We start from the raw sequence: 25,781 nt of genomic DNA on the forward strand, positions 1-25,781 counted from the left end.
ATTCATTATCCTCTGAACACTCTTTTTTCCCAACCGGCTTTACATGACAGTTGACCTCGCGCATACCCTGCTCGCACGTGCAGACACAATTCTCCTTGGCAAGGCACCGCAATTGCGCCTGGCGCTGTGCTGCATGCTCGCACGCGGCCACCTGCTGATCGAAGATGTTCCCGGCGTCGGCAAAACCACGCTGGCGCACTTGCTGGCGCGCCTGCCCGGCCTGGCCTTCCAGCGCATCCAGTTCACCAGCGACCTGCTACCTGCCGACATTCTGGGGGTATCGGTCTTCGACCGCGGCGCCAACGGCTTCCAGTTTCATCGCGGGCCGATCTTTGCCCAGCTGATTCTGGCCGACGAGATCAACCGCGCCACGCCCAAGACGCAAAGCGCCCTGCTCGAAGCCATGGAAGAAGAGCAGATCACCGCCGACGGCACGACCTACCCCCTGCCGACCCCCTTCTTTGTCATCGCCACGCAAAACCCCAGCACCCAGATCGGTACCTTTCCGCTGCCCGAAAGCCAGCTCGACCGTTTTCTGATGCGTCTGCAACTGGGCTACCCGGACGCCGCCGCCGAGCGCGCCCTGTTGCTCGGCGAGAACCGTCGCGATCTGCTCGCCGCGCTTGAACCTGTCATCGACCCCGACACGCTGATCCAGATGCAGCGCGCCTGCGCCAAGGTGCATGTCTCGGGCCCACTGGCCGATTATGTCCAGGCGCTGCTCGAAGCCAGTCGCCGCGGCGCCGACGACAGCCCCGGCCTGAGCCCGCGCGCCGGCCTCGGACTCATCGGCGCAGCACGCGCCTGGGCCTGGCTGGACCGACGTGAGCATGTGCTGCCCGAAGACATCCAGCGCGTGTTCTCATCGGTCGCCGGCCACCGCCTTGGCCTGGCACACTCAGTCGGCGCCGCCGACGCGCGCTGCCGTGCGCTGATCGAGAGCGTGCCGCTGCCTTGAACACACTCACCGCGCCACGCCGGTTGTGGTCGGGGCTGCGTCAAGTCATCGACCGCCGCCTGTTCCGCATTCGCCCCGCCGAAGCCCTGCCGCTCCGCCTGCCGCAGCGGCGCATCTTCGTCCTGCCCACCCGCGCCGGTGTCGTGTTTGCGCTCACCCTGTTCGCGATGCTGCTGGCGTCGATCAACTACACCCTGAGCCTCGGCTTTGCGCTGACCTTCCTGCTCGCCGGCCTGGGCATTGCCAGCATTTTTCACGCCTTTCGCACCCTGCTGCATCTCGAAATCAAAGCCGGCGCCGCACCGCCGGTGCATTGCGGCGAGCCCGCCCACTTCGGACTGATCATTGGTCACCACGGCAAGTCCCCGCGCGAAGCCATTCATGTTCGCACCGCGAGCGCCACGGCCCGTGTCGACCTCCCGCCCGACAGCCACACCACCATCACCCTCAGCGCCCCCACCGCCGCGCGCGGCTGGCAGCCGATCGGGCGTGTGGTGATCGAAACCGTCTTCCCACTCGGTCTGATCCGCGCCTGGAGCGTGCTGACGCCCGACCACACGCTGCTGGTCTACCCGGCGCTCGAATCCCGCCCGCCTCCACCACCGGCCAGCGCAGGCGCATCCGGTCAGACGCATACGGACTCGGGCGATGATGAGTTCGCCGGCCTGCGCGCCCACCGACCCACCGACTCACCGCGTCAAGTCGCCTGGAAAGCCGTCGCCCGCAGCGGCACGCTCGTCTCCAAGCACTTTCAGGGCGGCGCCGGGGGTCCGCAAATATTCGACTGGCAGCAACTCCCGCCCGCACTGCCCGACGAGGCCCGCCTGCAGCGCCTCGCGCGCTGGGTGGTGGACGCGGCGCAAAACGACGCGCGCTGGACGCTGATTCTCCCCGGCACGCAACTCGGCCCCGATCGCGGCACGCAACACCGACACCGCTGCCTGCGAGCGCTCGCGCTCTATGGCACGCCCGACCATGTCACGCGCGCCTGAGTCCACACTCTCGGCTGACCCGCTGCGTTGGGCGGCGGCCTGCGCCGGCGCCACGCTATTGCCCCACCTGCCGCGCCTGCCGATCTGGCTCGGCGCCCTTGCCGCGCTGATCCTGCTCTGGCGTGTGCTCAGCCAGCTCAAAGCGCCAAGCGCAGCGCCGCGTTTTCTGTCGCCGCTGCTGGCGGTCGCCGCCGGCGGGCTGATCCTGTTCGAATACGGCACGCTCTTTGGCAAGCAGGCAGGCATCGCCCTGCTCGCCTTGCTGCTCGGCCTCAAATACCTCGAATGCCAGCGGCCGCGCGATGTGCAGGTGCTGGTGCTGTTGTGCTTCTTCCTCCAACTCGGCCTGTTCTTCGACACCCAGTCGCCGCTCACTGGTGTCGGCGCGCTCGCCGGCGCCGTCCTCGCCACCGGCAGCCTGCTCAGCCTGCACACCCGCCACCCCGTGCGCGCCCAACTGCGCACCGCCGGCGTGCTGATGCTTCAGGCCCTGCCCTTCATGATCCTCCTGTTCGTGCTCTTTCCGCGTATTCCGGGGCCGCTGTGGGGGCTGCCCGCCGACGCCTTCTCGGGGCGAACCGGGCTCTCCGACAGCATGCAGCCGGGCGCCATCAGCGAGCTGAGCCAATCGGGCGAGATCGCCTTTCGCGCCGCATTTCGCGGCGAGGTACCGCCCCCGGCGCTGCGCTATTGGCGCGGCCCGGTGCTGACCGATTTTGACGGCCAGCGCTGGACCATCCGCCGCAGCACCACCGCCGACCAACCCGACTACGCCACCACGGGCACGGCCTACACCTACGACATGACGCTCGAAGCCCACAGCCGCCGGTGGCTGCTGGCACTCGACTATCCTGCCGCCGGCATCGCCGACGCCACCTACGCCGCCGATTTCACCGTGCTCGGCCGAACGCCAATTGACCAGCGCATGCGTTACGCCGCCAGCGCCTATCCGCACAGTCTGGTCGGCCAAAATGAGGCGCCTGCTTCACTGGACGGCGCACTGAACTTGCCCGAGGCGAGCAACCCGCGCACCCGCGCGCTGGCCGAGCAACTCAAAGGCCGCCATCAAACGCCCGAGCACATCGTCACCGCCGCCATCGCCTGGCTGCGCGAGGCCGACCTGGCCTACACCCTACGCCCGCCGCGCCTGGGCATCGACACCGCCGACGCCTTTCTGTTCGACACCCGCCAGGGCTTCTGCGAACACTTCGCCAGCGCGTTTGTGGTGCTGATGCGCGCCGCCGGCGTGCCGGCGCGGGTTGTCACCGGCTATCAGGGCGGCGAGATCAACCCCTTCGACAACAGCATGGTGGTGCGCCAGTCCGACGCCCACGCCTGGGCCGAAGTCTGGCTCGCCGGCGAAGGCTGGCGACGGGTCGACCCGACCGCCGCCAGCGCACCGCGCCGGATCGACGGCGGCCTGGCTGCGGCCCTGCCCGAGGACAGCGCCCTGCCGTTTCTGGTGCGCCCCAACCTGACCTGGCTGCGAACCCTGCGCGACCGCTGGGAATTCCTTGGCAATGCCTGGAACCAGTGGGTGCTCGGCTTCGACCAGAAGACCCAGCGCTCGCTCCTGCGCCGCCTCGGCCTGCACACCGACGACTGGCGCCAGATGGGCATGGCGATGCTGATCGGTATCGGCGGCTTGCTGGCGGCGCTGGCCTGGTGGGCGCAACACCGCGCCGCGCCGCGCGACCCGCTGCAACGTGCATGGCAGCACTTCGAACGAAAACTGGCCCGCGCGGGCGTGCCCCGGTTGCCCTGGGAGGGGCCGGCCGACTATGCTAATCGCGCGGCCAGCCACTGCCCCGAGCACGCCGACGCCATTCGCGCCATTGCGCACCGTTACGCCCGCCTGCGCTACAGCGCTGGCCCGACGGCAGTCGACGGCAAGGCGCTTCACTCACAGATCAAAAGGTTCTCGATTTAATGCGTCCGATTTCTCTGCTTCGCCCGCTTCGCGCACTTGTGCTCGCTGGCCTCACCGCCACCGCCGGCACCGCGATGGCGGGCTCGGGTTACGACACCCACCCTGAAGCCCTCCGCTTTGCCGAAGACATGGCGCAAACCCATGGCATCGCCGCCAGCGACATCCTCGGCTCACTCGGCCGCATCGAGCGCAATGACCGGGTGATCCGCCTGATCACGCCACCCACCAAGCGCGGCGTGCGCTCGTGGGAGCGCTATCGCAGCCGCTTCATTGAGCCTGTGCGCATTGAGGCCGGCACCGAGTTCTGGCGTGAACACGCCGACACCCTGCGCGCAGCGAGCCTCAAGTACGGCGTACCGGAATCGATCATCGTCGCCATCATCGGCGTCGAAACCATCTACGGGCGCAACACCGGCAACTTCGTGGCCGCCGAAGCGCTCGCCACACTGGCTTTCGACTACCCGCCCCGCGCGCCGCTGTTCCGCCGCGAGCTTGAAAACCTGTTCCTGCTGGCGCGCGACAGCGGCCGCGATCCGCTCAGCTACGAAGGTTCCTACGCCGGCGCGCTGGGCTTCCCGCAGTTCCTGCCAAGCAGCATCCGCAACTACGCGGTCGACTTCGATGGTGACGGCAAGATTGACCTGGAAGGCAGCCCGACGGACGCCATCGGCAGCGTTGCCAACTACCTGGCGGCACACGGCTGGATTGCCGGGGCACCCGTCGCAGTGCGGGCGCATGTCGAAGATGGCGCGCGCGCACAAACCCTGGTTGAGCTCGGCATTGAGCCGAGCGTGTCGGCCCAGGCGCTGAGCGAGCATCAGATCCTGCCGCTGGGCGACGTGCCGGCCGGCACCCTGTCCACGCTGGTCGACCTCGAAACGCCGGGCGCCGCCACTGAATACTGGCTGGGCTTTCGTAACTTCTATGTGATTACGCGCTACAACCGCAGCAGCTTCTACGCCATGGCGGTGTTTGCACTCTCCGAAGCGCTGCGCAACGCGCAGAACGAAACCACGGTGGCCAGCGTTCCGCGGCAGTAGCACCGCCGCTCAAACGTCCGGCGCTTACACTTGGCGCTGCAGGACTGACGGAATACGCGACACGCCCGGACGGGTGCGCGCAATGCATCAGCGGGGCCAAAGCGGCCCGCGGCTCAAAGCAAGGAGTCTTTCGACATGCCGTGTCGTTTGACGATGCGGCGCAGCTGACCGAGCGCTTCGAGCTGGATCTGGCGGACCCGTTCGCGGGTCAGGTTCAACTCGCCGGCCAGCTCTTCAAGCGTCTGCACTTCGACGCCATCCAGGCCGTAACGATAGCGGACGACCATGCGCTGCTTGTCATTGAGCATATTGATCCATTCACGGACCAGGGCTTCGACCTCGTGATCGTGAATCTGCGCGTCCGGCGAGCTCACGTCGTCGTCACGCAAAGACTCGCCGATCGACAAGGATGGATCGACATCCAGCGGTGCGTCGAGCGAGGCGGTGTGTTCGTTCAGTGCCAGCATGGCCCGCACGGCCTCTTCGGTTTTACCAAGATCGCGCGCCACCTCTTCCACCAGTGAGTCACGCTTGCCCGCCGCCTCGGCACGGCGGCAGGCCCGCAAGACCTGGTTGAGTTCCTTGACCACATGCACCGGCAGCCGGATGGTGCGCGACTGGTTCATGATGGCGCGCTCGATGTTCTGGCGAATCCACCAGGTCGCGTAGGTCGAAAACCGGAAGCCGCGCTCGGGGTCGAACTTTTCCAGCGCGTGCATCAGCCCGAGGTTGCCCTCCTCAACGAGGTCGAGCAACGGGATGCCGCGATTAAGGTAGTGCTTGGCGATATTGACGACCAGGCGCAGGTTGCGCTCGATCATGATCTGGCGGGCGTCGAAATCGCCCTTGCGCACACGGCGCGCCAACGCGGCTTCTTCTTCTGCAGTCAGCAGAGGATTGGCGCCGATGTCATTGAGGTAGAGCTGAGTGACATCGGTGAGAAAGTCACTTTCGAAGGAGGGGGCCGGGGTCTCGACAAATGCTTCGACCTCGGGCGGTAGATCCGGCGCTTGATCATCAACTTCTTCGTTCAATGCCGGATCGTACATTCCTTCGCCCTCCTAGCGTTTGGGTAGGTATGTCAGCGGATCGACCGGTTTGCCTCGACGACGGATCTCGAAATGCAATTTGGGTCGATCTGCATCTGTCTGGCCCAGCTCGGCGATGGTCTGCCCCTGGGTGACCGATTGCCCCTCTTTGACAAGCAGGTTTTTGTTATGTGCATACGCGCTGAGATAGTCAGCATCGTGTTTGATGATGACGAGTTTTCCATAGCCGCGCAAGCCAGCGCCGGCATACACCACACGTCCGCCCGACGAGGCGCGTACCGGATCCCCGAGCTTGCCGGCAATATCGATGCCCTTGGTTTCGCCATTGGAGAAGGTGCTCACCACTTTGCCGCTCGCCGGCCATAGCCATTCGGAGCTCCCTGCCGCGGCAGGCGGCGGGGTCGAAACGCCGGGGGCCGGCGCGGACGGTGCCGCCTCGGGCTTGCTCGCCGGGGTTGCGGACGGCGTCTGCCGGATTCGCGCCCAAGCCGCGTCAGAGTATGGCTCCACGATCGCCAGGGGGCCATTCTTGACCCCCCCGGTGGTGGTCGCTGGCGCGGGTGCGCTCGGCGAACTGGCCGGCATGGTGCCGATGCTGGGCTGACCGATCGAAATGGGTGTCACCGTCACGCCATCGGGCGGCGCCACGCGAACCGTCTGCCCGACCGAAATCTGGTTCGGATCGGCCATCTGGTTCCATTCGGCCAGCTCCTTGAATGTGTAACCAAATTTCTGGGCGATGCGATTGAGGGTGTCGCCGGGCTGGACCACATAAGTGGTGGGCTGCGGCGGCAATGCCGAGGTGCCCGCCTCGGCCGCGGGCAACTCGCCCGTGGTTTCAACCGGCATGTTGCGGTCACTGACCGGCGCCGACAGATTGGCGGCACAACCGGTCAGACTCAGGACCAGCACAGAGAGGGTCAATCGGAACAGGCTTCGCATAGTTGTCATTCCGTACCACCGAGCAGAGGCACAAAGCGGACGGCGTCCAGGCGGGTTTCGCGGAACTGCCGGCCCTGGCGCTCTACCAGGATCAAATATTGTTGTCGGCCACCGACCGGCACCAGCGCCCGGCCCCCCGGTGCCAGCTGCGCCTTGAGCGCCTCAGGCACACCGTCGGCAGCGGCCGCGGCGGAGATGATGGTATCGAACGGTGCCGCTTCAGGCAGACCAAGCATGCCGTCAGCGTATTTCAATCGTACATTGGGCAGACGCAAGTGTCGCAGATTGTCGCGCGCGCGATCGAGTAGCGGACGAATTCGCTCAACGGCGAACACGTCGGTACACAAATGCGACAGCACGGCCGCCTGATAACCGCAACCCGCGCCGATCTCGAGCGTTTTGCCCATTTCACGCCCCTCGCGCAGGATCTCGGCCATGCGCGCGACGATGAAGGGTTGCGAGATGGTCTGCTGAAAGCCCAGCGGCAAGGCGGTGTCTTCATAAGCGCGAGAGGCCAGCGCCTCTTCGACGAAGACATGACGCGGCACCTGGAGCAAGGCGTTGAGTACCTTTTCGTCACGCACGCCCATCTCGCGCACACGATCGACCATGCGCGCGCGGGCGCGCGTGGCCAGGGCCAGGTTCTGGGCCGGGGAGCGCACGCCGATCATGCCAGCCAGGCCGTAATCGACGGCATCTGGCCGGTGTGAGTCAGATCGATCTGCAAGGGCGTGACCGACACAAAGCCCTCGGCGACCGCATTGAAATCGGTGCCCTCGCCGGCGTCCTGCGCTTCGCCCGCGGGGCCAATCCAGTAGATGGTTTCGTTGCGCGGCGACAGGCTCTTGATGACGGGCTCGGCCTTGTGGCGACGCCCCAGGCGCGTGACCTTGATCCCTTTGAGATCGCCGCGCGCGCCTTCGGGCACGTTCACGTTGAGCAGCACGGGCTGGCGCATCGGCTGGCGCTTGAAGCGCGCGGCCAGTTCGGCGGCGACCTGCGCCGCGGCGGTGAAATCTTGCGGGTTCTTGCTCACCAGCGACACGGCCATCGACGGCACACCGAGCAGATAGCCTTCGGTGGCGGCGGCAACCGTGCCGGAATAGATGGTGTCGTCGCCCATGTTGGCGCCGTGATTGATGCCGGAGACGACCATGTCGGGCAGCGTGTCGAGCATGCCGGTGACGGCCAGGTGCACGCAGTCGGTCGGCGTGCCATTGACATGGTAGAAACCATTGGCGCCGCGGCGCAGGGACAGCGGACGGTCCAGCGTGAGGGAATTGCTTGCGCCACTGCGGTCGCGCTCGGGCGCCACCACGGTGACTTCGCCGACCTGCGCCAAGGCAGCCGCCAGCGCCTCGATGCCGGGCGCAAAATAGCCATCGTCATTGCTGATCAGGATTCGCACGATCGCGTTTTCTCGCTTGCGGGGTGGGGGCGCCGCCCGCTGCGAGCTGGCGCCGGAATCAGCGCCGCAGTTTAGCACAGGCGCCGCGTACGCCATGGGCGCGCGACTCGGCCTGTGCCAGCTGATCAGACGATCTTGCGTGCGTGAAGATCGGCCCGCGCCTCGGCGCCCAGATCGAGCAGCTCGGTCAGCACGGCATCGGTATCGGCGCCCAGCACCGGCGGCGCGTTGCGGTAGCTGACCGGCGTCCCGGACAAACGGATCGGGCACGCCACCTGCGGCGCCGTCCCGGCCAGCGGATGCGGCAGATCGACGCGCAGGCCGCGCGCCTGCACTTGCGGGTCGTCAAACACATCGGCCACGGTATTGATCGGACCGCAGGGCACGGCCAAGGTCTCCAGACGGGCGATCCACTCGCTGGTGCTGCGCGTGACGGTGAGCGCGTTCAGCTTCGGGATCAGCACATCGCGATTCGCCACCCGCGCGGCGTTGGTGGCAAAGCGCGCATCCGTCGCCAGCGCCGGCTGCCCGGCGCTCTCGCAAAAACGGGCAAACTGGGCGTCGTTGCCGATGGCCAGAATCATGTAGCCGTCGGCGGTCGGGAAGTCCTGATACGGGACGATGTTCGGATGCGCATTGCCCAGACGTTGCGGCGCCTTGCCACTGGTGAGGTAATTCATGGCCTGGTTGGCCAGGCAGGCGACCTGTACGTCGAGCAGCGCCAGATCGATATGCTGCCCGTCGCCGGCGCGGAAGCCGTCACGGTCACGATAGGCAATCGCCGCCAGCACGGCGTTTGAGGCATACAGCCCGGTGAGGATGTCGGTCAGCGCGACACCGACTTTCATCGGCCCGCCGCCTTCGGCGTCATCCGGCCGGCCGGTGAGGCTCATCAAGCCCCCCATGCCCTGAATCAAAAAGTCATAGCCGGCGCGCGGCGCGTAGGGGCCCGTCTGGCCAAAACCAGTGATCGAGCAGTACACCAGCTTGGGGTTCACCGCCCGCAGGCTGTCGTAATCGAGGCCATATTGCTTGAGGCCGCCGACCTTGAAGTTCTCGATCACCACATCGCTGCTGGCCGCCAGATCGCGCACCAGTTGCTGACCGTCAGGCGACGTGATGTCGATGGTCACCGAGCGCTTGTTGCGATTGGCGCCCAGGTAATAGGCCGCCTCGCGGGTCGGCGCACCGGTCTCGTCGGCCAGGTACGGGGGGCCCCAGTGACGCGTGTCGTCGCCGACGCCGGGGCGCTCGATCTTGATGACCTCGGCCCCCAGGTCAGCCAGCAGCTGGCTGGCCCACGGTCCCGCCAGGATGCGGGACAAGTCCAGCACGCGTAGGTGTGAGAGTGCGCCAGCCATGGTCGGCCTCAGTTCGCGAAGGCGGGGATGTCGGTGATGGCGCGGCCGATGATCAGCGCGTGCACATCGTGGGTGCCTTCGTAGGTATTCACCACCTCCAGGTTCACCACATGGCGGATCACGCCGAACTCGTCCGAGATGCCGTTGCCGCCCAGCATGTCACGCGCCGTGCGGGCGATATCCAGCGACTTGCCGCAGGAGTTGCGCTTCATGATCGAGGTAATCTCGACCGCTGCCGAACCGTCTTCTTTCATCCGACCCAGACGCAAACAGCCCTGCAGGCCGAGCGTGATTTCGGTCAGCATGTCGGCCAGCTTCTTCTGGATCAGCTGATTGGCGGCCAGCGGGCGACCGAACTGCTTGCGGTCGAGGGTGTATTGGCGGGCAGTCTCGTAGCAGAACTCGGCCGCGCCGAGCGCGCCCCAGGCGATGCCGAAACGCGCCGAGTTGAGGCAGGTGAAGGGGCCGCGCAGACCGGTCACTTCGGGGAACATGTTCTCTTCCGGCACGAAAACTTCGTCCATCACGATCTCGCCGGTAATCGACGCACGCAGGCCGACCTTGCCGTGGATGGCCGGGGCGCTCAGGCCTTTCCAGCCCTTTTCGAGGATGAAGCCGCGGATCTTGCCATCCTCGGTCTTGCCCCACACCACGAAGACGTCGGCAATCGGGCTGTTGGTGATCCACATCTTGCTGCCCGACAACGAATAGCCGCCATCGACTTTCTTGGCGCGGGTGGCCATCGAGCCGGGGTCGGAGCCATGGTTCGGCTCGGTCAGGCCAAAGCAGCCGACCCACTCGCCGGTCGCCAGTTTGGGCAGGTACTTCTTCTTCTGGGCTTCGGTGCCGAATTCATTGATCGGCACCATCACCAGCGAGGACTGCACGCTCATCATCGAGCGGTAGCCCGAATCCACGCGCTCGATCTCGCGGGCGATCAGGCCGTAGGCCACATAGTTGAGGCCGGCGCCGCCGTACTCCTCGGGGATCGTCGGGCCCAGCAGGCCGAGCGCGCCCATCTCGTTGAAGATCTCGCGGTCGGTACGTTCATTGCGGAAGGCGTCCTGCACGCGCGGCATCAGCTTGTCCTGACAGTAGGCCCGCGCGGCGTCGCGCACCATGCGCTCTTCTTCGGTCAGCTGTGCATCCAGCAGCAAGGGGTCGGCCCAGTCGAATCTCGGATTGGCGCTCATTGCATCTCCTCCAGCGGGGGGTTGTCGTGTCAGGCGCCGCAGCGCATCGGTTTATGTCTCCGATCTTAGAAGCCTCGACGCCGGGGCACAACCGAGAATTTCGCACCGTTATGTGCAAAAATCTCACTCCGAGCGATCAAAGCAGAAAGCCCATGAGACGCAAAATCCCCAGCACCGGCGCGCTTGTTGCCTTCGAAGCCGCCGCCCGCCACGAAAGCTTCACCCGTGCCGCGGAAGAACTCTCGCTCACACAGGGCGCCATCTGCCGGCAGATTGCCAGCCTCGAAGAATTTGTTGGCATCGCCTTGTTCAAGCGCGCCCGTCGCGGCGTCAAACTCACCGAGGCCGGGCTGAGCTACAGCCGCCAGGTGGCCAGCCGGCTCGATGCGGTTGAACGCGATACCTTGTCGATCATGGGCCACCACGCCGGCGGGCGCAGCATCGAACTGGCGGTGGTGCCAACCTTCGCCACGCGCTGGCTGCTGCCACGGCTGTCGGGCTTTCTCGCGGCGCACCCGGAAGCCAGCGTCAATCTGGCGACCAGCACCCGCCCCTTCCTGTTTGCCCAAACCGAATTCGACGCCGCCATCTACTTTGGCGATGCCGACTGGCCGGGCACGCAGGCGCATTTTCTGATGCACGAAAACCCGGTGCCGGTGTGCAGCCCCCGCCTGCTCGCGGGCGGCGTAGGGGCAGCGGCGGATCTGGCCGACGCGCCCCTGCTCCACCAGAACACCCGCCCCTACGCCTGGCGGCAGTGGTTCGACACGCAAGGTGTGCGCGCCGCCCGCGATCTGCACGGCCCGCGCATGGAGCTGTTCTCGATGCTCGCGCAGGCCGCCATGCACGACATGGGCGTCGCGCTCATCCCGCCCTTTCTGATCCAGGACGAACTGGCCCGCGGCCGGCTGGTGGTGCCGGTGGACGCCACCTACGACAGCGGCAAGGCCTACTACCTGATGATTCCCGAGCGCAAGACCGAGGCCGGGCTGCTCACCGCCTTTCGCCACTGGCTGATGACCGAGATCGCCGCCTTTGTGGGCACGCCGGCGGCTCAATCCTCGAGCGGGGCGAACTCCGACACCGCCTTGGAATAACGCGGCTTGGGATAGGGGTAGCGCATGCTGAGCGCGATCGAGCCGCCGTCGCCCTGCGCAATCCGCACGTGCTCGCGCTGGAACTCGCGCGAATGCTTCAGGCCGCAGGCATGGGCAATCATGTCGACCTCGTGATTGAGGTTGCGGCAGTAATTGGCGACACGCTCGAACTTCTCCTCGACCACCAGCCCCCGCTGCAGCTTGGCATCGTGCGTGGTGATCCCGGTCGGACAGGTGTTGGTGTGACAGCGCATGGCCTGAATGCAGCCCATGGAAAACATGAAGCCGCGCGCCGAGGTGACAAAATCGGCACCGGCCGACAGCGCCCAGGCAATGCGCGCCGAGGTCACCAGTTTGCCCGAGGCGACCACCCGAACCCGGTCGCGCAGGCCATATTCAATGAGCGAATCCACCACCCGCGGCAGCGCCTCATCAATCGACAAGGCCATATGATCGGCCAGTGCCTGGGGCGCCGCGCCCGAGCCGCCCTCGCCGCCATCGACCGTAATGAAGTCCGGCGCGAACTCCCGACCGCGCAGCACAATCGCCTCGCACAACTCACCCATGAAATACCAGCCGCCGATGGCCGCCTTGATGCCGACCGGCTTGCCGGTGACTTGTCGAATGCGAACCACCATGTCGAGCAAGGCATGAACATCCTTGATCTCGGGGTGGCGGTTGGGGCTGATTGACGCCTTGCCCGCGGTGATACCCCGAATCCGCGCGATCTCCTCGGTCACTTTCTCCGCGGGCAACAACCCGCCCTTGCCCGGCTTGGCGCCCTGCGAGAGTTTGAGCTCGAAGGCGCGCACTGACTCGATGGCCGCCAGCTCGCGCAAACGCGCCTCCGACAGCCGGCCTTCTTCGTCGCGCACGCCGTACTTGGCCGTGCCAAGCTGCACGATCAGGTCGCAACCGCCTTCGAGGTGATAGGGGCTCACGCCGCCCTCACCGGTGTTCAGCCAGCACCCGGCCAGCTTGGCGCCTCGCGACAGCGCCTGAACGGCCGGGCGCGAAATCGCCCCGAAACTCATGCCACTGATGTTCACCACCGATCCGGCCACAAACGGGGTCGTGCAATAACCCTCGCCAATCGTCAGCGTGGGCGTGGGCAACTGGTCCTCCTTGAGCACCGGAAACGGCGAATTGACGAAGATGATCGCGCCGCGCTCGCGCAGGTTATAGGTCGAACCAAAACCGATGGTGCCGCCTTCGTCCTTGGCCAGCCGATAGACCCAGCCGCGCGTGGCGCGATTGAAGGGCATCTCCTCGCGATCGCCCAGAAAGAAGTACTGGCGAAAATACTCACCCATCTGCTCGAAGAAATAGCGCAGATGGCCCACGACCGGATAGTTACGCAAGATGGCGTGCTTCTTCTGGGTGATATCGCGCAGATACCAGAACACCAGGCCGGCCATCAGGACGATCACCACAATCACGCCCAGACTGACCGAAAATACCGTGGTCACACTCTCCATACCGCCTCCGATTCCGCCGCTTGTTCCAAAGAGTGTAAACGGTGCCTACGCAATGCGCTTAAGCGCCGTATCACGGGGTTTTGCAGTGATAGAATGCACACCCGACCACAAAGAGCACTTGCCGCATGGAATCGATCGAGCAACTCCGGGTAGAAATCCAGCGTAGCGTGGCCGCCGCCCTGGCCGAAGACATCGGCACCGGCGACCTGACCGCACGACTGATTCCAAACGCCTCCGAAGCACGCGGACGGGTCATCACCCGCGAAGACGCGGTGCTGTGCGGCTCCGACTGGTTCAACGCCGCCTTTGAAACCCTCGATCCGACCGCCACCATTTTGTGGCACGCCAAGGATGGCGACCGCGTTGAGGCCGGCCAGACGCTGTGCGACGTGGTCGCCGGCGCCCGCGCCCTGCTCACCGCCGAACGCGCAGCGCTCAACTTCCTGCAACTGCTCTCGGGCACCGCGACGCTCACCCGTCGCTATGTCGAGACCGTGGCCGGCACCCGCGCCAAGATTGTCGACACCCGCAAAACCCTGCCCGGCCTGCGTCTGGCGCAAAAATACGCGGTGGGCATCGGCGGCGGCACCAATCACCGCATCGGTCTCTACGACGGCATCCTGATCAAAGAAAACCACATCATCGCCGCCGGCGGTGTGGCCGAGGTACTGGCCGAAGCCCAACGCATCGCGCCGTCGAATGTGTTCATCGAGATCGAAGTCGAAACCTTGGAACAGCTTGGCGCGGCACTCGATGCCGGCGCGCGCATGATCCTGCTCGACAACATGACGCTCGATCAGATGGCCGAAGCGGTCCGGCTCACCGACGGCAAGGCCGAACTCGAAGCCTCGGGCGGCGTCAGCCTCGACCGGGTGCGCGCCATCGCTGAAACCGGCGTCGATCGCATCTCCATCGGCGGCCTCACCAAAGACGTGCGCGCCATCGATCTGTCGCTGCGCCACATCGAAGATTAAGCTGCCTGCCCGGCCGACCTGGAGACCCTGCATGCTGTTTGCGCTCTACTACATCTTTGCGATTACGGTGCTGGTACTGCATTTCACCGGTTTTCTCGCCCGCCGGAATCTGGAGTGGCTGCTGTACGTCGTGGCCATCACGGTATTTCCCGCGGTGATGTATCTGTAGCAGCTGGACAGCACCATGACAAAGGGCACCCACGGGTGCCCTTTGTCATGTGCCATCGAAATAATTCAGGTCGCAGCGCGTTGCACCACGACATCGACCAGCGCCGACATTCCGCGATGCCCCTCGCCTTCGTCGATGACCGACTCGTGCGTCCGGAGCAGCAGAATATCGTGCCCATCGAAGGCATTGAGCAACACCGATTCGGTGTAGAGATTTTCGACCGCAGACGGCCCGCCGGTGCCGTACTCAAGCTGTTTCGGCGTATAGCCCTGCAACAGCAACAGGCCGCCGGGCTTGAGTGCCGCCATCATTTTGTCGAACAAAACCTGACGCTCGGCCGGCGCTGAAAACTGGATAAAGATCGCCACCACGGCGTCGTAGGTCTCCTCCGGCCAGGCCCATTCAAACACGTCCGCCTCGATCAGATTGACCGCCACCTGCTGCTCTTGCGCCAGTTGCCGGCTCTTGGCCACCGCGGCCGGCGCAAACTCCAGCGCATCAACGCGGTGGCTGGCCTTGGCCAAAAATACGCTGTTGCGCCCTTCGCCGTCGGCGACCGACAGGACCGCACTGTCCGGAAACAGTCGCCCCGACTCACGGACGAGAAAATCGTTGGGCTCGCGCCCGAACACGAAAGACTCGCCCGCGCTGGCGAAGCGGGCATCCCAGAACGCCTTGGGGTGTTGCTCAGCCACGGTCAATCGGCCACATGAGCGCGAATGAAATCCTTGATGACGTCAACATCGACCGCCATCACCTCGCAGCGCTGCGGCAGGCTTTCAAGATGGGCAAAGCCATCGGGGCGCGGCGGCTCTTCGTTCAGCGCCTCGCGGATAGTCTCTTCAAACTTGACCGCCTGCGCGGTTTCGAGCACCAGCACCGGCACCGCGGCATCGCGATGCGCCACGGCCACCTTCAAACCATCGGCGGTGTGGGTGTCGACCACCACGCCATAGGCTTTTTTGGTGGCGCGGATGGTCTCGAGGCGGTCGGCATGCGAACTGCTGCCGGAGACAAAACCGAAGCCGGACAGCGCGTCGCGATACGGCGTGTCGTTCAGATCGAAGCTGCCGCCCGACTCGACCTGCTGCCACAGTTGGCACACCACGGCGGGGTCGCGCCCGACCAGGTCGAACACGAAGCGCTCGAAGTTGGATGCCTTGGAGATATCCATGGACGGGCTGGAGGTGACATGCGTTTCGGCCGAGCTACGCGGGCGATAGACGCCGGTGCGGAAGAACTCGTCGAGCACGTCGTTTTCGTTGGTGGCGCAAATCAGTTGCCGGATTGGCAGACCCATCATGCGGGCGATATGGCCGGCACAGATATTGCCGAAGTTGCCCGAAGGCACGGCCATGTCGACCTGCTGATCGTCGCTGGTCGTGGCGCCAAAATAGCCGGCAAAGTAATACACGATCTGCGCGACAACCCGGCCCCAGTTGATCGAATTGACCGCGCCGATCTTGTATTTGGCCTTGAAGGCGTGATCATTGGAGACGGCTTTGACGATGTCCTGCGCGTCGTCGAACATGCCTTTGACGGCGATGTTGAAGATGTTGTCGTCTTGCAGCGAATACATCTGCGCGCGCTGAAAGGCGCTCATGCGGCCGTGCGGCGAGAGCATGAACACCCGCACGCCGTGCTTGCCGCGCATGGCGTATTCCGCGGCCGAGCCGGTGTCGCCCGAGGTGGCACCAAGGATATTGGTCTGCTCGCCGCGCTTGTCGAGCACATACTCGAACAGGTTGCCGAGCAACTGCATGGCCATGTCCTTGAAGGCCAGCGTCGGCCCGTTGGACAGCTCCAGCAGCGCCAGCCCGCCCTGGTGATTGGGGCCGTTGCCGGCCTCCAGCCAGGTCACCGGCGTAATCGCCCTTGCATCGCTGCCCGCGCGGGTGTTGCAGTACACGGCCGGCGTGTAGGTTTTTTGGCAGATCGCGCGCAGATCGGCGGCGGGAATGTCGTCAATGAAGCGCGACAGGATTTCAAACGCCAGGTCGGCGTAGGACAGCGTGCGCCAGGCCGCCAGATCCGCCGCGCTGACCTTGGGATAGGTCTCGGGCAGATACAGGCCGCCGTCAGGCGCCAGGCCGCCAAGCAGGATGTCGCAGAACTGTTGATCGGGCGCCCGCCCGCGGGTAGAGAGATAACGCATGAGCTTCACCAGAAGGCGGGCGACACGAGGGCCGCCCGCCAGGGGGAGGAGTTAACGATCGAGCTGTTCGATGCGCAAACGGGTGATCGGCGCCGATACGACCGGCAAGGCTTCGATCTTGGCAATCGCCGCATCGGCGAACTTCTCGACGGTCTCGTGGGTGAGCAGAATGATGTCCGCCTGCGATTCACCCTCGCGCGGTTCCTTCTGGATCAGCGCGTCGATGGAAATGTTGTTGTCCGCCAGAATGCGAGTGATATCGGCCAGCACGCCCGGCTTGTCGTCAACACGCATACGCATGTAGTACCCGCCGCGGCTCTCGGACACCGGCAGCACCTTGAGGTCGACCAGCTGATCGGGCTGGAAGGCCAGGTGCGGTACGCGGTGCTCGGGGTCGGCAGTGTGCATGCGGGTGACATCGACCAGGTCGGCAATCACCGCGCTGGCGGTCGGCTCGTCGCCGGCGCCCTTGCCGTAATACAGCGTGGGGCCGACGGCGTCGCACTGCACCAGCACGGCGTTCATCGCCCCTTCGACATTGGCCAGCAGGCAGCGCGCCGGGATCAGCGTCGGATGCACCCGCAGCTCGACGCCGTCTTCACGCATGCGCGCGATGCCCAGCAGCTTGATGCGATAGCCCAGTTGCTCGGCGTAGGCGATATCGGTCGCTTGCAGCTTGGTGATGCCCTCGATATGCGCACGCTCGTACTGCATCGGGATACCGAACGCGATCGAGGCCATGATGGTGGCCTTGTGCGCGGCGTCATTGCCCTCGATGTCGAAGGTCGGATCGGCCTCGGCATAGCCGAGCGCCTGCGCTTCCTTGAGGACGACGTCGAAGGGCAAGCCCTTGTCACGCATCTCGGACAGGATGAAATTGGTGGTGCCGTTGATGATGCCGGCCAGCCACTGGATGCGGTTCGCGGTGAGGCCTTCGCGCAGCGCCTTGATGATGGGGATGCCACCCGCCACCGCAGCCTCAAACGCCACCATCACGCCCTTTTTCTGGGCGGCGGCGAAAATCTCGTTGCCGTGGGTCGCAATCAACGCCTTGTTGGCGGTCACCACATGCTTGCCGTTTTCGATGGCTGCGAGCACCAGATCCTTGGCGACGGTACAGCCGCCGATCAGCTCGACGATGATATCGATCTCGGGGTCGCGCACCACCGCGAAGGCGTCGTCCACGACCTTGGCCTTGCCCTGCGTCATCGCCTGGGCACGCTCGATGTTACGGTCCGCCACGGTAGTAATGCTGATGGGACGCCCCGCGCGGCGGGTAATCTCCTCAGCGTTACGGGTAAGGACGGTCCAGGTGCCGCCGCCAACAGTGCCGATGCCCAGCAGGCCAACATTGATCGGTTTCATCGCAGAGTTTTCTTGAAGTCAGTACAACGTGGTCAACACCCCCTGCACCGCAGGGGAACATAAGCGCGGCCACCACAGCCGGACGACCGTGGTGGCCGCGCGATTCAAATCAGACGCGGCGGGCCATCAGCTGCGATGGAGCCCCTTGCGGTAACTCTCGAGGAAGCGGGCAATGCGGCTGACCGCATCGCGCAGATCCTCTTCGTGCGGCAGGAAGACCAGACGGAAGTGGTCCGGCTGTTTCCAGTTAAAGCCGCTGCCTTGCACCAGCAGCACCTTCTCGGCTTCGAGCAGCTTCAGGATGAACTGCTGGTCGTCCTCGATCGGGTACATGTTCAGGTCAAGCTTGGGGAACAGATACAGCGCAGCCTTGGGCTTGACGCAGCTCACCCCCGGGATCTGGGTGATCAGCTCGTAGGCCAGGTCGCGCTGACGGGTCAGGCGGCCGTCCGGTGCGATCAGCTCTTCGATGCTCTGATAGCCGCCCAGCGCGGTCTGAATACCCCACTGCGCCGGCACGTTGGCGCACAGGCGCATCGACGCCAGCATGTCGAGCCCTTCGATGTAGTCGCGGGCATGACGCTTCTCGCCCGAGACAATCATCCAGCCGGCGCGGTAGCCGCAGGCGCGATAGTTTTTCGACAAGCCGTTGAAGGTCACGCAGAGCACGTCATCGGCCAGCGAGGCGATCGAGGTGTGGGTTTCGCCGTCGTAGAGCACCTTGTCGTAGATCTCGTCGGCAAAGACGATCAACTGGTGCTGACGCGCGATCTCGAGCAACTGCTCGAGAAAGGCGGTCGGATACAGCGCGCCGGTCGGGTTGTTCGGGTTGATGATGACGATGGCGCGCGTATTGGGCGTGAGCTTGCGGCGGATATCGTCCAGATCGGGCAACCAGCCAGCCTGCTCATCACACACGTAATGCACCGGCGCACCGCCGCCGAGGCTGACCGCCGCCGTCCACAACGGATAGTCCGGCGCCGGCACCAGTACTTCGTCGCCATTATTGAGCAGCGCCTGCATCGACATGACGATCAGCTCGGACGCGCCGTTGCCGATGTAGATGTCTTCAATGCCAACCCCCGCAATTTTCTTTTGCTGGGAGTAGTGCATCACCGCCTTGCGTGCCGAGAACAGGCCCTTCGAATCCGAATAGCCCGCCGCGCCGCGCAGATTATGGATCACGTCGACCACGATCTCTTCGGGCGCTTCAAAACCGAAGTGCGCCAGGTTGCCGATATTGAGCTTGGTAACGCGGTGGCCTTCGTCTTCCATCTGCTTGGCGCGCTGCAGGACGGGGCCGCGGATGTCGTAGCAGACCTCCGCCAGCTTGTGCGACTTGCGAACCGCCCGCAAGGCGGCGGCGTCGGCGCGGGCGGCGCCCTGCATTTCACCGATCGGCTCTGCCACCTTGAGATTGGGCGTTTTGCTCATCATCTTCCCCTGTGCGAAGGACACTGACCGCAATAATTGCTGCAACGCAAAAGCCTTGCGTTTGGCCAGAAAATCAAAAGATTGTAATCTACCCCAAGCCACAGCCCCCGGGCAAATCCCGCCCAAATCGTGCACTGCCCATGAACCTTCATCAAGACAGCATTTCCGATCAGAACGTCATCACCGGTTACGGCCCCGACTACGTCCAGGTCAATCGGGTTGATCATCGCGGCAACAGCCTGATCATCCTGCCCGACCAGATCCAGTCCGACTGGGCTGCGCCAGGCGGTTTCGAAGCTCTGAGCGAGGCGGCCTTTGCCACCCTGGCCAAGCTCGATTGCGTCGTGGTGCTCATCGGCACGGGAAACCGCCAGCGCTTCCCCTCGGCGGCGCTGCTCCGGCCGCTGATTGAAGCGCGCCTGGGTTTCGAGATCATGGACACCCCCGCCGCCTGCCGCACCTACAACATTCTGATGGGCGAAAACCGCAAGGTCGCGGCCGCCCTGATGTTCGACCCGGCCTGAGACTCGCGCACGATTCCAACGCGCGTTTGTCATCGTGATGGAATGTCGATTACCCTGCGGTGAAGCCTTCACCGACAGGAGCATGCATGATCGACCAAGCAGCCCCCGACATCACCCTGCCCGCCACTGGCGACCAGACCATCCGGCTCGCCGACCTGCACGGCAAAACCGTGGTGCTCTACTTCTACCCCAAAGACAACACCCCCGGCTGCACCACCGAGACCCGCGATTTTGGCGTGCTTCACCCGAAGTTTGCCGAGGCCGGCTGCGTGGTGCTGGGCGTCTCGCGCGACAGCCTCAAGTCGCATGAACACTTCAAGGCCAAGCTCGACGTGCCGTTTGATCTGTTGTCAGACGCCGACGAAGTCGCCTGCCAGGCGTTTGACGTCATCAAGATGAAGAACATGTACGGCAAGCAAGTGCGCGGCATCGAACGCAGCACCTTCGTCATCGACCGCGAAGGCGTCGTGCGGCGCGAGTGGCGCAAAGTCAAAGTGAATACGCACGCCGAGGAGGTGCTCAACTTCGTCCAGTCGCTTTAACCTCATGGCCGGCCCGGCACAGATGTGGACCGGGCCTCAGAACACCGATTCCCTGCCGGAGCCCGCATGGTCACCAAACGCGCATCGAAGTCTGTGAAAACCAAGCTGTTCATCCTCGACACCAACGTGCTGATGCACGACCCCACCAGCCTGTACCGCTTTGAAGAGCACGACCTCTACGTCCCGATCATGACGCTGGAGGAGCTCGACGGAAACAAGAAAGGCATGTCGGAAGTGGCCCGCAACGCGCGTCAGGCCAGCCGCATGATGGACGAAATCGTCCGCGCCTGCCCCAACGGCATCGACGAAGGCATCGACCTCACCGAACCGTCTCGCCGTCAAGCCACCGGCCGGCTGTATCTGCAAACCGAAGCCATCGACCTGCATCTGCCGCCGGGTTTGCCCACTGGCCGCGGCGACAATCACATCCTTGCGGTGGTCAGCTTCCTCGCCAAACGCTTCCCCAAGCGGCCCGTCATTCTGGTGTCGAAAGACATCAACATGCGCATCAAGGCACGCGCGCTCGGGCTGGATGCGCAGGACTACTTCAACGACAAGGTTCTCGAAGACACCGACCTGCTGTACTCCGGTGCGCGCGAGCTACCCGCCGATTTCTGGGAAACCCACGGCGCCAACCTCGAGTCCTGGAAGGACGAGCGCAGCACCTACTACCGCTTGCGCGGCCCCCTGGCCGACTCACTCAGCCACAACGAATTCGTTTTCGACACCACCTCCGAGCCACCCTTCGATGCCTGGGTCACCGAGTGCGACGGCCCCACCGTGGTGCTCGAAACGCTCACCGACTTCAGCCATCAAAAGAACAACATCTGGGGCATCACCGCGCGCAACCGCGAGCAGAACTTCGCGCTCAACCTGCTGATGAATCCCGAGATCGATTTCGTCACCCTGCTCGGCCAGGCCGGCACCGGCAAGACGCTCCTGACACTCGCCGCCGGCCTCACCCAGGTGCTCGACGCGAAGCGCTACAGCGAAATCATCATGACCCGGGTGACGGTACCGGTCGGCGAAGACATCGGCTTCCTGCCCGGCACCGAGGAAGAAAAGATGACGCCGTGGATGGGCGCGCTCGAAGACAACCTCGATGTACTCAACGGCGCCACCAACGAGGGCGGCGAATGGGGCCGCGCCGCGGCGCACGACCTCATCCGCTCGCGGGTCAAGGTCAAGAGCCTCAACTTCATGCGCGGGCGCACCTTCATCAACAAGTTTCTGATCATCGATGAAGCGCAGAACCTCACACCCAAGCAAATGAAGACGCTCGTCACCCGCGCCGGCCCCGGCACCAAGGTGGTCTGCCTCGGCAACATTGCCCAGATCGACACGCCCTACCTCACCGAAGGCAGCTCCGGCCTGACCTTTGTCGTCGATCGCTTCAAAGGCTGGCCGCACTCGGGCCACATCACCCTGCAACGGGGCGAACGCTCGCGCCTGGCAGATCACGCAGCCGAAGTGCTCTAAACCCGCGCAACGCGCCGGCCACCACGGCCGGTGCGTCCGTCAAGACGACGGAATAGCGCACCGCGCGCCTCAACCACGGTGCACTGCACCATCCTAGGAATTCATTTTACTTTCAGCGCGTTATCGAGGATACTGATCGGTTTTCCCGTCGCCCGTTGCGTCCGGGGATGCCTGAAACCACGAGACTCGCATGACAACGTCCGACCCGACACCTACTACCTTCGCCGCCCTGGGGCTATCCGCCCCCGTTCTGACTGCCTTGTCAGAAATCGGCTACGAAACCCCCTCGCCCATCCAGGCGGCGTGTATTCCCCACCTGATGGCCGGCGGCGACGTGCTTGGCGAAGCCCAGACCGGCACCGGTAAAACCGCCGCCTTTGCGCTGCCCGCACTCGAACGCATCGACGTCACACGTCGCACCCCACAGATTCTGGTGCTGACCCCCACCCGCGAGCTCGCCATCCAGGTGGCCGAAGCCTTCCAGACCTACGCCCGTTACCTGCGCGACTTCCATGTGGTGCCGCTCTACGGTGGCCAGAGCATGGTCGTTCAGCTGCGTCAGCTCACGCGCGGCGCGCAGGTCATCGTGGGCACGCCGGGCCGCCTGATGGACCACCTCAAGCGCGGCAGCCTCAAGCTCGACGAACTCAAAGTGATGGTGCTCGACGAAGCTGACGAGATGCTGCGCATGGGCTTCATCGAAGACGTGGAATGGATTCTCAGCCACACCCCGAGCACCCGCCAGACCGCGCTGTTCTCGGCCACCATGCCCTCGATCATTCGCAGCGTGGCCCAGCGCCACCAGCGCAACCCGATCGAAATCAAGATCAAATCGGCCACCAGCACCGTGTCGACCACCCGCCAGAGCTACTGGATGGTGCGCGGCCACGACAAGCTCGACGTCCTGACCCGCATCCTCGAAGCCGAAGAAGAGCTCGACGCGGCCATCGTTTTCGTACGCACCAAGGTGGCCACCGACGAGCTGGCCAACAAACTCGAAGCCCGCGGCCACGCCGCCGCTGCGCTCAACGGTGACATGACCCAGGGCCTGCGCGAGCGGGTGATCAGCCAGCTCAAATCGGGCCAGATCGACATCGTCGTCGCCACCGACGTCGCCGCCCGCGGCATCGACGTGCCGCGCGTCAGCCACGTTATCAACTACGACGTGCCCTACGACACCGAGGCCTATGTGCACCGTATCGGCCGCACCGGCCGTGCCGGGCGCACCGGTCACGCGATCCTGTTCATCACGGCGCGCGAACAGCGCATGCTGCGCGCCATCGAGCACGCCACCCGCCAGAAGATCGCCCTGCTCACCCTGCCCACGCGCAGCGAAATGGCCGATCGTCGCGTCTCCAAGTTCAAGCAGGAAGTCCTCGACGTCCTGGAGAAGGAAGAGCTGCACTTCTTCATGGAAGTCGTCGGCCAGCTGCGCGACGAAAACGAACTGAAGGCGCACTCCATCGCCGCCGCCCTGGCCTTCATCGCCCAGCGCGACAAGCCGCTGCAACTCGACAACGCCAAGGGCGGCGAATTGCCCACCACCAGTGAACTCCGCGCACCGGACGCCCGCGCGCCGCGCGAGAAGCGCGACGAAGCCCCCGGCCGTCGCCGCGACGCGGCCGATGGCAAGCTGCGCCCCTACCGTATCGAAGTCGGTCGCCAGCACGGCGTCACGCCCAAAGAAATCGTCGGCGCCATCGCCAACGAAGGCGGCCTGTCAGGCGGTCAGATCGGTCAGATTCACCTGTTCGACGACTTCAGCCTGGTCGAACTGCCGAGCGACCTGTCCAACGAAACGCTCGCCACACTGAAGCGCACCCGCGTGTGCCAGCAGGCGCTGCAAATTCAAGCCGACGACTCGACGCCGATGCCGGCCAAGCGTTTTGGCACCAAGCCGGGCGCGAGCAAGCGTCCGGGTGGGCCGGGCGCGCCGGGCAAGAAGCCCTTCAAAGGCGGCAAGCCCTTCATCAAGCGCCCAAAAGAGTAATCTCGCGAACTAAGCCCGCGCAGCCTGCACCAGCAGGTTGCGCGGCGTGATCGCCCGATCGCAGAACACCCCGAGCCTCACCCGGTAGCCTGCCGCCTCCAGGCCGAGCGCCAGATCCCCCACCAGCCACATCTCCAGCGCCCGTCGAAACACATGGCGTACCAGGTCGTAGCGCAGCACCTGCGCATGACGCGCCCAGCCGACTACCTGCCATTCATCCCAATTCACCGCAGCGGGTAACACCACCACTTCGCGCGCGGCCAATTGCCGGCAAAAGCCTTCAAAACCTGAACGCACCCACGCCGCCGGCACCGGCCGGAACGGGCGATACTCACCGCCGTCGACCGCTGCGCGCAGCGCGATGAAACCCAGCTTGAACGCGCTGTCCTGCGCGTGCTGGCGTCGTTCGCGCTCAGTGGCCGTCACCGACTCGGTGATCGCCAGACGCAAATCGCCCGCATCCAGCCTCAGCGTCGCGGCGGTCGATACCGGCAGGAAGTCGCCCGTCACGCCCCGGTCGTAACAGCACGGCGCAATACTGAACCCCGCCGCCGCACCCGCTGCCGCGCCGCGCACCAGGCTGCGATGCAATTCGCCACAGGCGTGCAAGGCCACCACATGATGCGTCGCCACGCGCGCCTGCCCGTCCGCCGACAAGGCATCGGCGCAGACCATGTGTTGCGCCAGCCGCGCGCGCGTGGCCAGCAAGGCACTCTGGGCACACAGCGCGGGGTCGATTTCCAGACTGGTCACCGCGCCCGCGCCCTGCATCGCCAGGCGTCGGCCGAGATGCCCCTTGCCGGCGCACCACTCCAGCACCGGCGCCTCGACCGGATCGAGCGCGGCCGCGAAGGCTTCGATCTGCTCACGCTTGCGCCCCGGAATCGCCCAATCGAAATGCGCATCGCAGGGTGGCAACGGCCGTGGCTCGCATCGCGGCACCGTCGTCAAGGCGGGCAAGTCAGCCAAGGCCGGCACGCGCGACGCCACCCAGGCCAGACGTGCGGCGTCATCGGCTGCCAGCGCAGCCACCGCATCATCGGACAAGGCCAGCACGTCCGCGGCGAGCGCCGGATAGCGCGCCACCCAGTCGGGCGCCTCGACACAGAACGGCCGCGGACGCCAGAGGTCGGCATGGACGTCCAGACAATGCTGCAGGGCGAAGAAACGATCGGGAAGATTCATGGCCGCGAACGATACGCCCTTGGCTGCGGCTGGCAAGCCCGACGGCAACATGGCGCGTCCGCGGCAGATACGGTATAAGCGGGAGGCCCGGACCCATCGCCACACAGCCCATGAACGCCCTCGTCGATCTAGCCGACCCCGCCGCCGTCACCGACGCCCTCTCGCGCGAGTGGCTGGTGGCCTGCCTGTGCGCCGAATGGTGCGGCACCTGCCGCGACTATCACGACAGCTTCGCATCCATGCAGGCGCAGTTTCCGCAGGCGGCGTTTCTGTGGGTGGACATCGAAACCCATGCCGACTGGGCCGACGACATGGACATCGAAAACTTCCCGACGATCATGATCCAGCAGGACGATGCCGTCCGTTTTCTCGGCACCATGCTGCCCTACCCGGGCCATCTCCAACGCACGCTGGAAACCCTGCTCAACGCCTCTGGCGACGCGCGCCGCCCCGGTGAAAGCGTGCCACTCGATCTGCGTGAACTGCTGCGAATGCAGGCTGGCTGAACGGGCGCGA

General features: G+C 64.9%; 24 protein-coding genes. 12 read left to right on the plus strand and 12 right to left on the minus strand.

Features of this window, described 5'->3' with window-relative positions; genetic code table 11:
- Positions 1 to 43: 43 nt before the first annotated feature.
- The 4 genes from FHP89_RS02020 to mltB are packed head-to-tail and all read left to right on the plus strand — an operon-like array spanning position 44 to position 4,920.
- Positions 44 to 958, plus strand: a complete 915-nt coding sequence (locus tag FHP89_RS02020) for an AAA family ATPase (RefSeq protein WP_144177014.1) — start codon at positions 44 to 46, stop codon at positions 956 to 958.
- Complete coding sequence (locus FHP89_RS02025) at positions 955 to 1,950, plus strand: DUF58 domain-containing protein (protein ID WP_260851439.1); 996 nt, start codon at positions 955 to 957, stop codon at positions 1,948 to 1,950. The genes FHP89_RS02020 and FHP89_RS02025 overlap by 4 nt, the downstream gene beginning before the upstream one ends.
- On the plus strand, positions 1,934 to 3,880 hold the full coding sequence (locus FHP89_RS02030) for a transglutaminase TgpA family protein (RefSeq protein WP_144177016.1): 1,947 nt from the start codon (positions 1,934 to 1,936) through the stop codon (positions 3,878 to 3,880). Before FHP89_RS02025 ends, FHP89_RS02030 begins: the two co-directional genes overlap by 17 nt.
- Positions 3,880 to 4,920: a lytic murein transglycosylase B gene (gene mltB, locus FHP89_RS02035; protein ID WP_144177018.1), complete on the plus strand. Its 1,041-nt coding sequence runs from the start codon at positions 3,880 to 3,882 to the stop codon at positions 4,918 to 4,920. The genes FHP89_RS02030 and mltB overlap by 1 nt, the downstream gene beginning before the upstream one ends.
- A 113-nt stretch (positions 4,921 to 5,033) precedes the next feature.
- On the opposite strand, the gene rpoS is transcribed toward mltB, so the two are convergent.
- The 6 genes from rpoS to FHP89_RS02065 all read right to left on the minus strand — a co-directional run bounded on the left by rpoS (position 5,034) and on the right by FHP89_RS02065 (position 10,873).
- Positions 5,034 to 5,969 carry an RNA polymerase sigma factor RpoS gene (rpoS, locus tag FHP89_RS02040; RefSeq protein ID WP_144177021.1) on the minus strand — a complete coding sequence of 312 codons (936 nt, stop codon included), beginning with the start codon at positions 5,967 to 5,969 and terminating at the stop codon, positions 5,034 to 5,036.
- 12 nt (positions 5,970 to 5,981) lie between these two features.
- A complete protein-coding gene (locus FHP89_RS02045; RefSeq protein WP_260851440.1) occupies positions 5,982 to 6,911 on the minus strand; it encodes a peptidoglycan DD-metalloendopeptidase family protein in 930 nt (309 codons plus the stop codon).
- A gap of 5 nt (positions 6,912 to 6,916) precedes the next feature.
- Positions 6,917 to 7,582 (minus strand): protein-L-isoaspartate(D-aspartate) O-methyltransferase, encoded by a 666-nt coding sequence (locus tag FHP89_RS02050; protein WP_144177025.1) that lies wholly within the window; start codon positions 7,580 to 7,582, stop codon positions 6,917 to 6,919.
- The gene (surE, locus tag FHP89_RS02055; protein ID WP_144177028.1) at positions 7,579 to 8,319 is read right to left on the minus strand and encodes a 5'/3'-nucleotidase SurE; all 741 of its coding nucleotides are present in this window, start codon (positions 8,317 to 8,319) and stop codon (positions 7,579 to 7,581) included. The genes FHP89_RS02050 and surE overlap by 4 nt, the downstream gene beginning before the upstream one ends.
- A gap of 125 nt (positions 8,320 to 8,444) precedes the next feature.
- Positions 8,445 to 9,680, minus strand: a complete 1,236-nt coding sequence (locus FHP89_RS02060) for a CaiB/BaiF CoA transferase family protein (RefSeq protein ID WP_144177030.1) — start codon at positions 9,678 to 9,680, stop codon at positions 8,445 to 8,447.
- An 8-nt stretch (positions 9,681 to 9,688) separates the two neighbouring features.
- Positions 9,689 to 10,873, minus strand: a complete 1,185-nt coding sequence (locus tag FHP89_RS02065) for an acyl-CoA dehydrogenase (protein WP_144177032.1) — start codon at positions 10,871 to 10,873, stop codon at positions 9,689 to 9,691.
- Between the two features lie 152 nt (positions 10,874 to 11,025).
- Here FHP89_RS02065 and FHP89_RS02070 point away from each other — a divergent pair, with 152 nt between their 5' ends.
- Positions 11,026 to 11,970, plus strand: coding sequence for a LysR family transcriptional regulator (locus FHP89_RS02070; protein ID WP_144177034.1), 945 nt, complete (start codon positions 11,026 to 11,028; stop codon positions 11,968 to 11,970).
- Here FHP89_RS02070 and FHP89_RS02075 read toward each other — a convergent pair.
- Positions 11,928 to 13,448: an FMN-binding glutamate synthase family protein gene (locus FHP89_RS02075; RefSeq protein WP_144177036.1), complete on the minus strand. Its 1,521-nt coding sequence runs from the start codon at positions 13,446 to 13,448 to the stop codon at positions 11,928 to 11,930. The genes FHP89_RS02070 and FHP89_RS02075 overlap by 43 nt on opposite strands.
- Positions 13,449 to 13,573: 125 nt before the next feature.
- Between FHP89_RS02075 and nadC the strand changes: the two genes are divergently transcribed.
- Together nadC and FHP89_RS20890 are read left to right on the plus strand one after the other, a co-directional pair.
- Positions 13,574 to 14,422, plus strand: a complete 849-nt coding sequence (gene nadC, locus FHP89_RS02080) for a carboxylating nicotinate-nucleotide diphosphorylase (RefSeq protein ID WP_144177038.1) — start codon at positions 13,574 to 13,576, stop codon at positions 14,420 to 14,422.
- Between the two features lie 31 nt (positions 14,423 to 14,453).
- Positions 14,454 to 14,591: a hypothetical protein gene (locus FHP89_RS20890; RefSeq protein WP_186300281.1), complete on the plus strand. Its 138-nt coding sequence runs from the start codon at positions 14,454 to 14,456 to the stop codon at positions 14,589 to 14,591.
- Positions 14,592 to 14,656: 65 nt separating this feature from the next.
- On the opposite strand, the gene FHP89_RS02085 is transcribed toward FHP89_RS20890, so the two are convergent.
- The 4 genes from FHP89_RS02085 to FHP89_RS02100 all read right to left on the minus strand — a co-directional run bounded on the left by FHP89_RS02085 (position 14,657) and on the right by FHP89_RS02100 (position 19,545).
- Positions 14,657 to 15,286 carry a class I SAM-dependent methyltransferase gene (locus tag FHP89_RS02085; protein ID WP_144177040.1) on the minus strand — a complete coding sequence of 210 codons (630 nt, stop codon included), beginning with the start codon at positions 15,284 to 15,286 and terminating at the stop codon, positions 14,657 to 14,659.
- A gap of 2 nt (positions 15,287 to 15,288) precedes the next feature.
- Entirely contained in the window at positions 15,289 to 16,746 is a 1,458-nt protein-coding gene (gene thrC / locus FHP89_RS02090; protein ID WP_144177042.1) for a threonine synthase, read from the minus strand.
- Positions 16,747 to 16,797: 51 nt separating this feature from the next.
- A complete protein-coding gene (locus FHP89_RS02095) occupies positions 16,798 to 18,111 on the minus strand; it encodes a homoserine dehydrogenase (protein WP_144177044.1) in 1,314 nt (437 codons plus the stop codon).
- Between the two features lie 126 nt (positions 18,112 to 18,237).
- Positions 18,238 to 19,545, minus strand: coding sequence for a pyridoxal phosphate-dependent aminotransferase (locus FHP89_RS02100; protein WP_144177046.1), 1,308 nt, complete (start codon positions 19,543 to 19,545; stop codon positions 18,238 to 18,240).
- Positions 19,546 to 19,685: 140 nt separating this feature from the next.
- Between FHP89_RS02100 and FHP89_RS02105 the strand changes: the two genes are divergently transcribed.
- The 4 genes from FHP89_RS02105 (at position 19,686) to FHP89_RS02120 (ending at position 24,080) form a co-directional block, all read left to right on the plus strand.
- Positions 19,686 to 20,069, plus strand: coding sequence for an Mth938-like domain-containing protein (locus tag FHP89_RS02105; protein ID WP_144177048.1), 384 nt, complete (start codon positions 19,686 to 19,688; stop codon positions 20,067 to 20,069).
- 86 nt (positions 20,070 to 20,155) lie between these two features.
- Positions 20,156 to 20,611, plus strand: coding sequence for a peroxiredoxin (locus FHP89_RS02110; RefSeq protein ID WP_144177050.1), 456 nt, complete (start codon positions 20,156 to 20,158; stop codon positions 20,609 to 20,611).
- A 66-nt stretch (positions 20,612 to 20,677) separates the two neighbouring features.
- The gene (locus FHP89_RS02115) at positions 20,678 to 22,090 is read left to right on the plus strand and encodes a PhoH family protein (protein WP_144177052.1); all 1,413 of its coding nucleotides are present in this window, start codon (positions 20,678 to 20,680) and stop codon (positions 22,088 to 22,090) included.
- Between the two features lie 190 nt (positions 22,091 to 22,280).
- Entirely contained in the window at positions 22,281 to 24,080 is a 1,800-nt protein-coding gene (locus FHP89_RS02120; protein WP_144177054.1) for a DEAD/DEAH box helicase, read from the plus strand.
- 9 nt (positions 24,081 to 24,089) lie between these two features.
- Here FHP89_RS02120 and FHP89_RS02125 read toward each other — a convergent pair whose 3' ends face one another.
- Positions 24,090 to 25,265: a methyltransferase gene (locus tag FHP89_RS02125; RefSeq protein ID WP_144177059.1), complete on the minus strand. Its 1,176-nt coding sequence runs from the start codon at positions 25,263 to 25,265 to the stop codon at positions 24,090 to 24,092.
- A gap of 110 nt (positions 25,266 to 25,375) precedes the next feature.
- Between FHP89_RS02125 and FHP89_RS02130 the strand changes: the two genes are divergently transcribed.
- Positions 25,376 to 25,771, plus strand: coding sequence for a thioredoxin family protein (locus FHP89_RS02130; protein WP_144177067.1), 396 nt, complete (start codon positions 25,376 to 25,378; stop codon positions 25,769 to 25,771).
- The last annotated feature ends 10 nt before the right edge of the window (positions 25,772 to 25,781 follow it).

This window comes from Denitromonas ohlonensis (assembly GCF_007625205.1).
GTDB lineage: Bacteria > Pseudomonadota > Gammaproteobacteria > Burkholderiales > Rhodocyclaceae > Nitrogeniibacter > Nitrogeniibacter ohlonensis.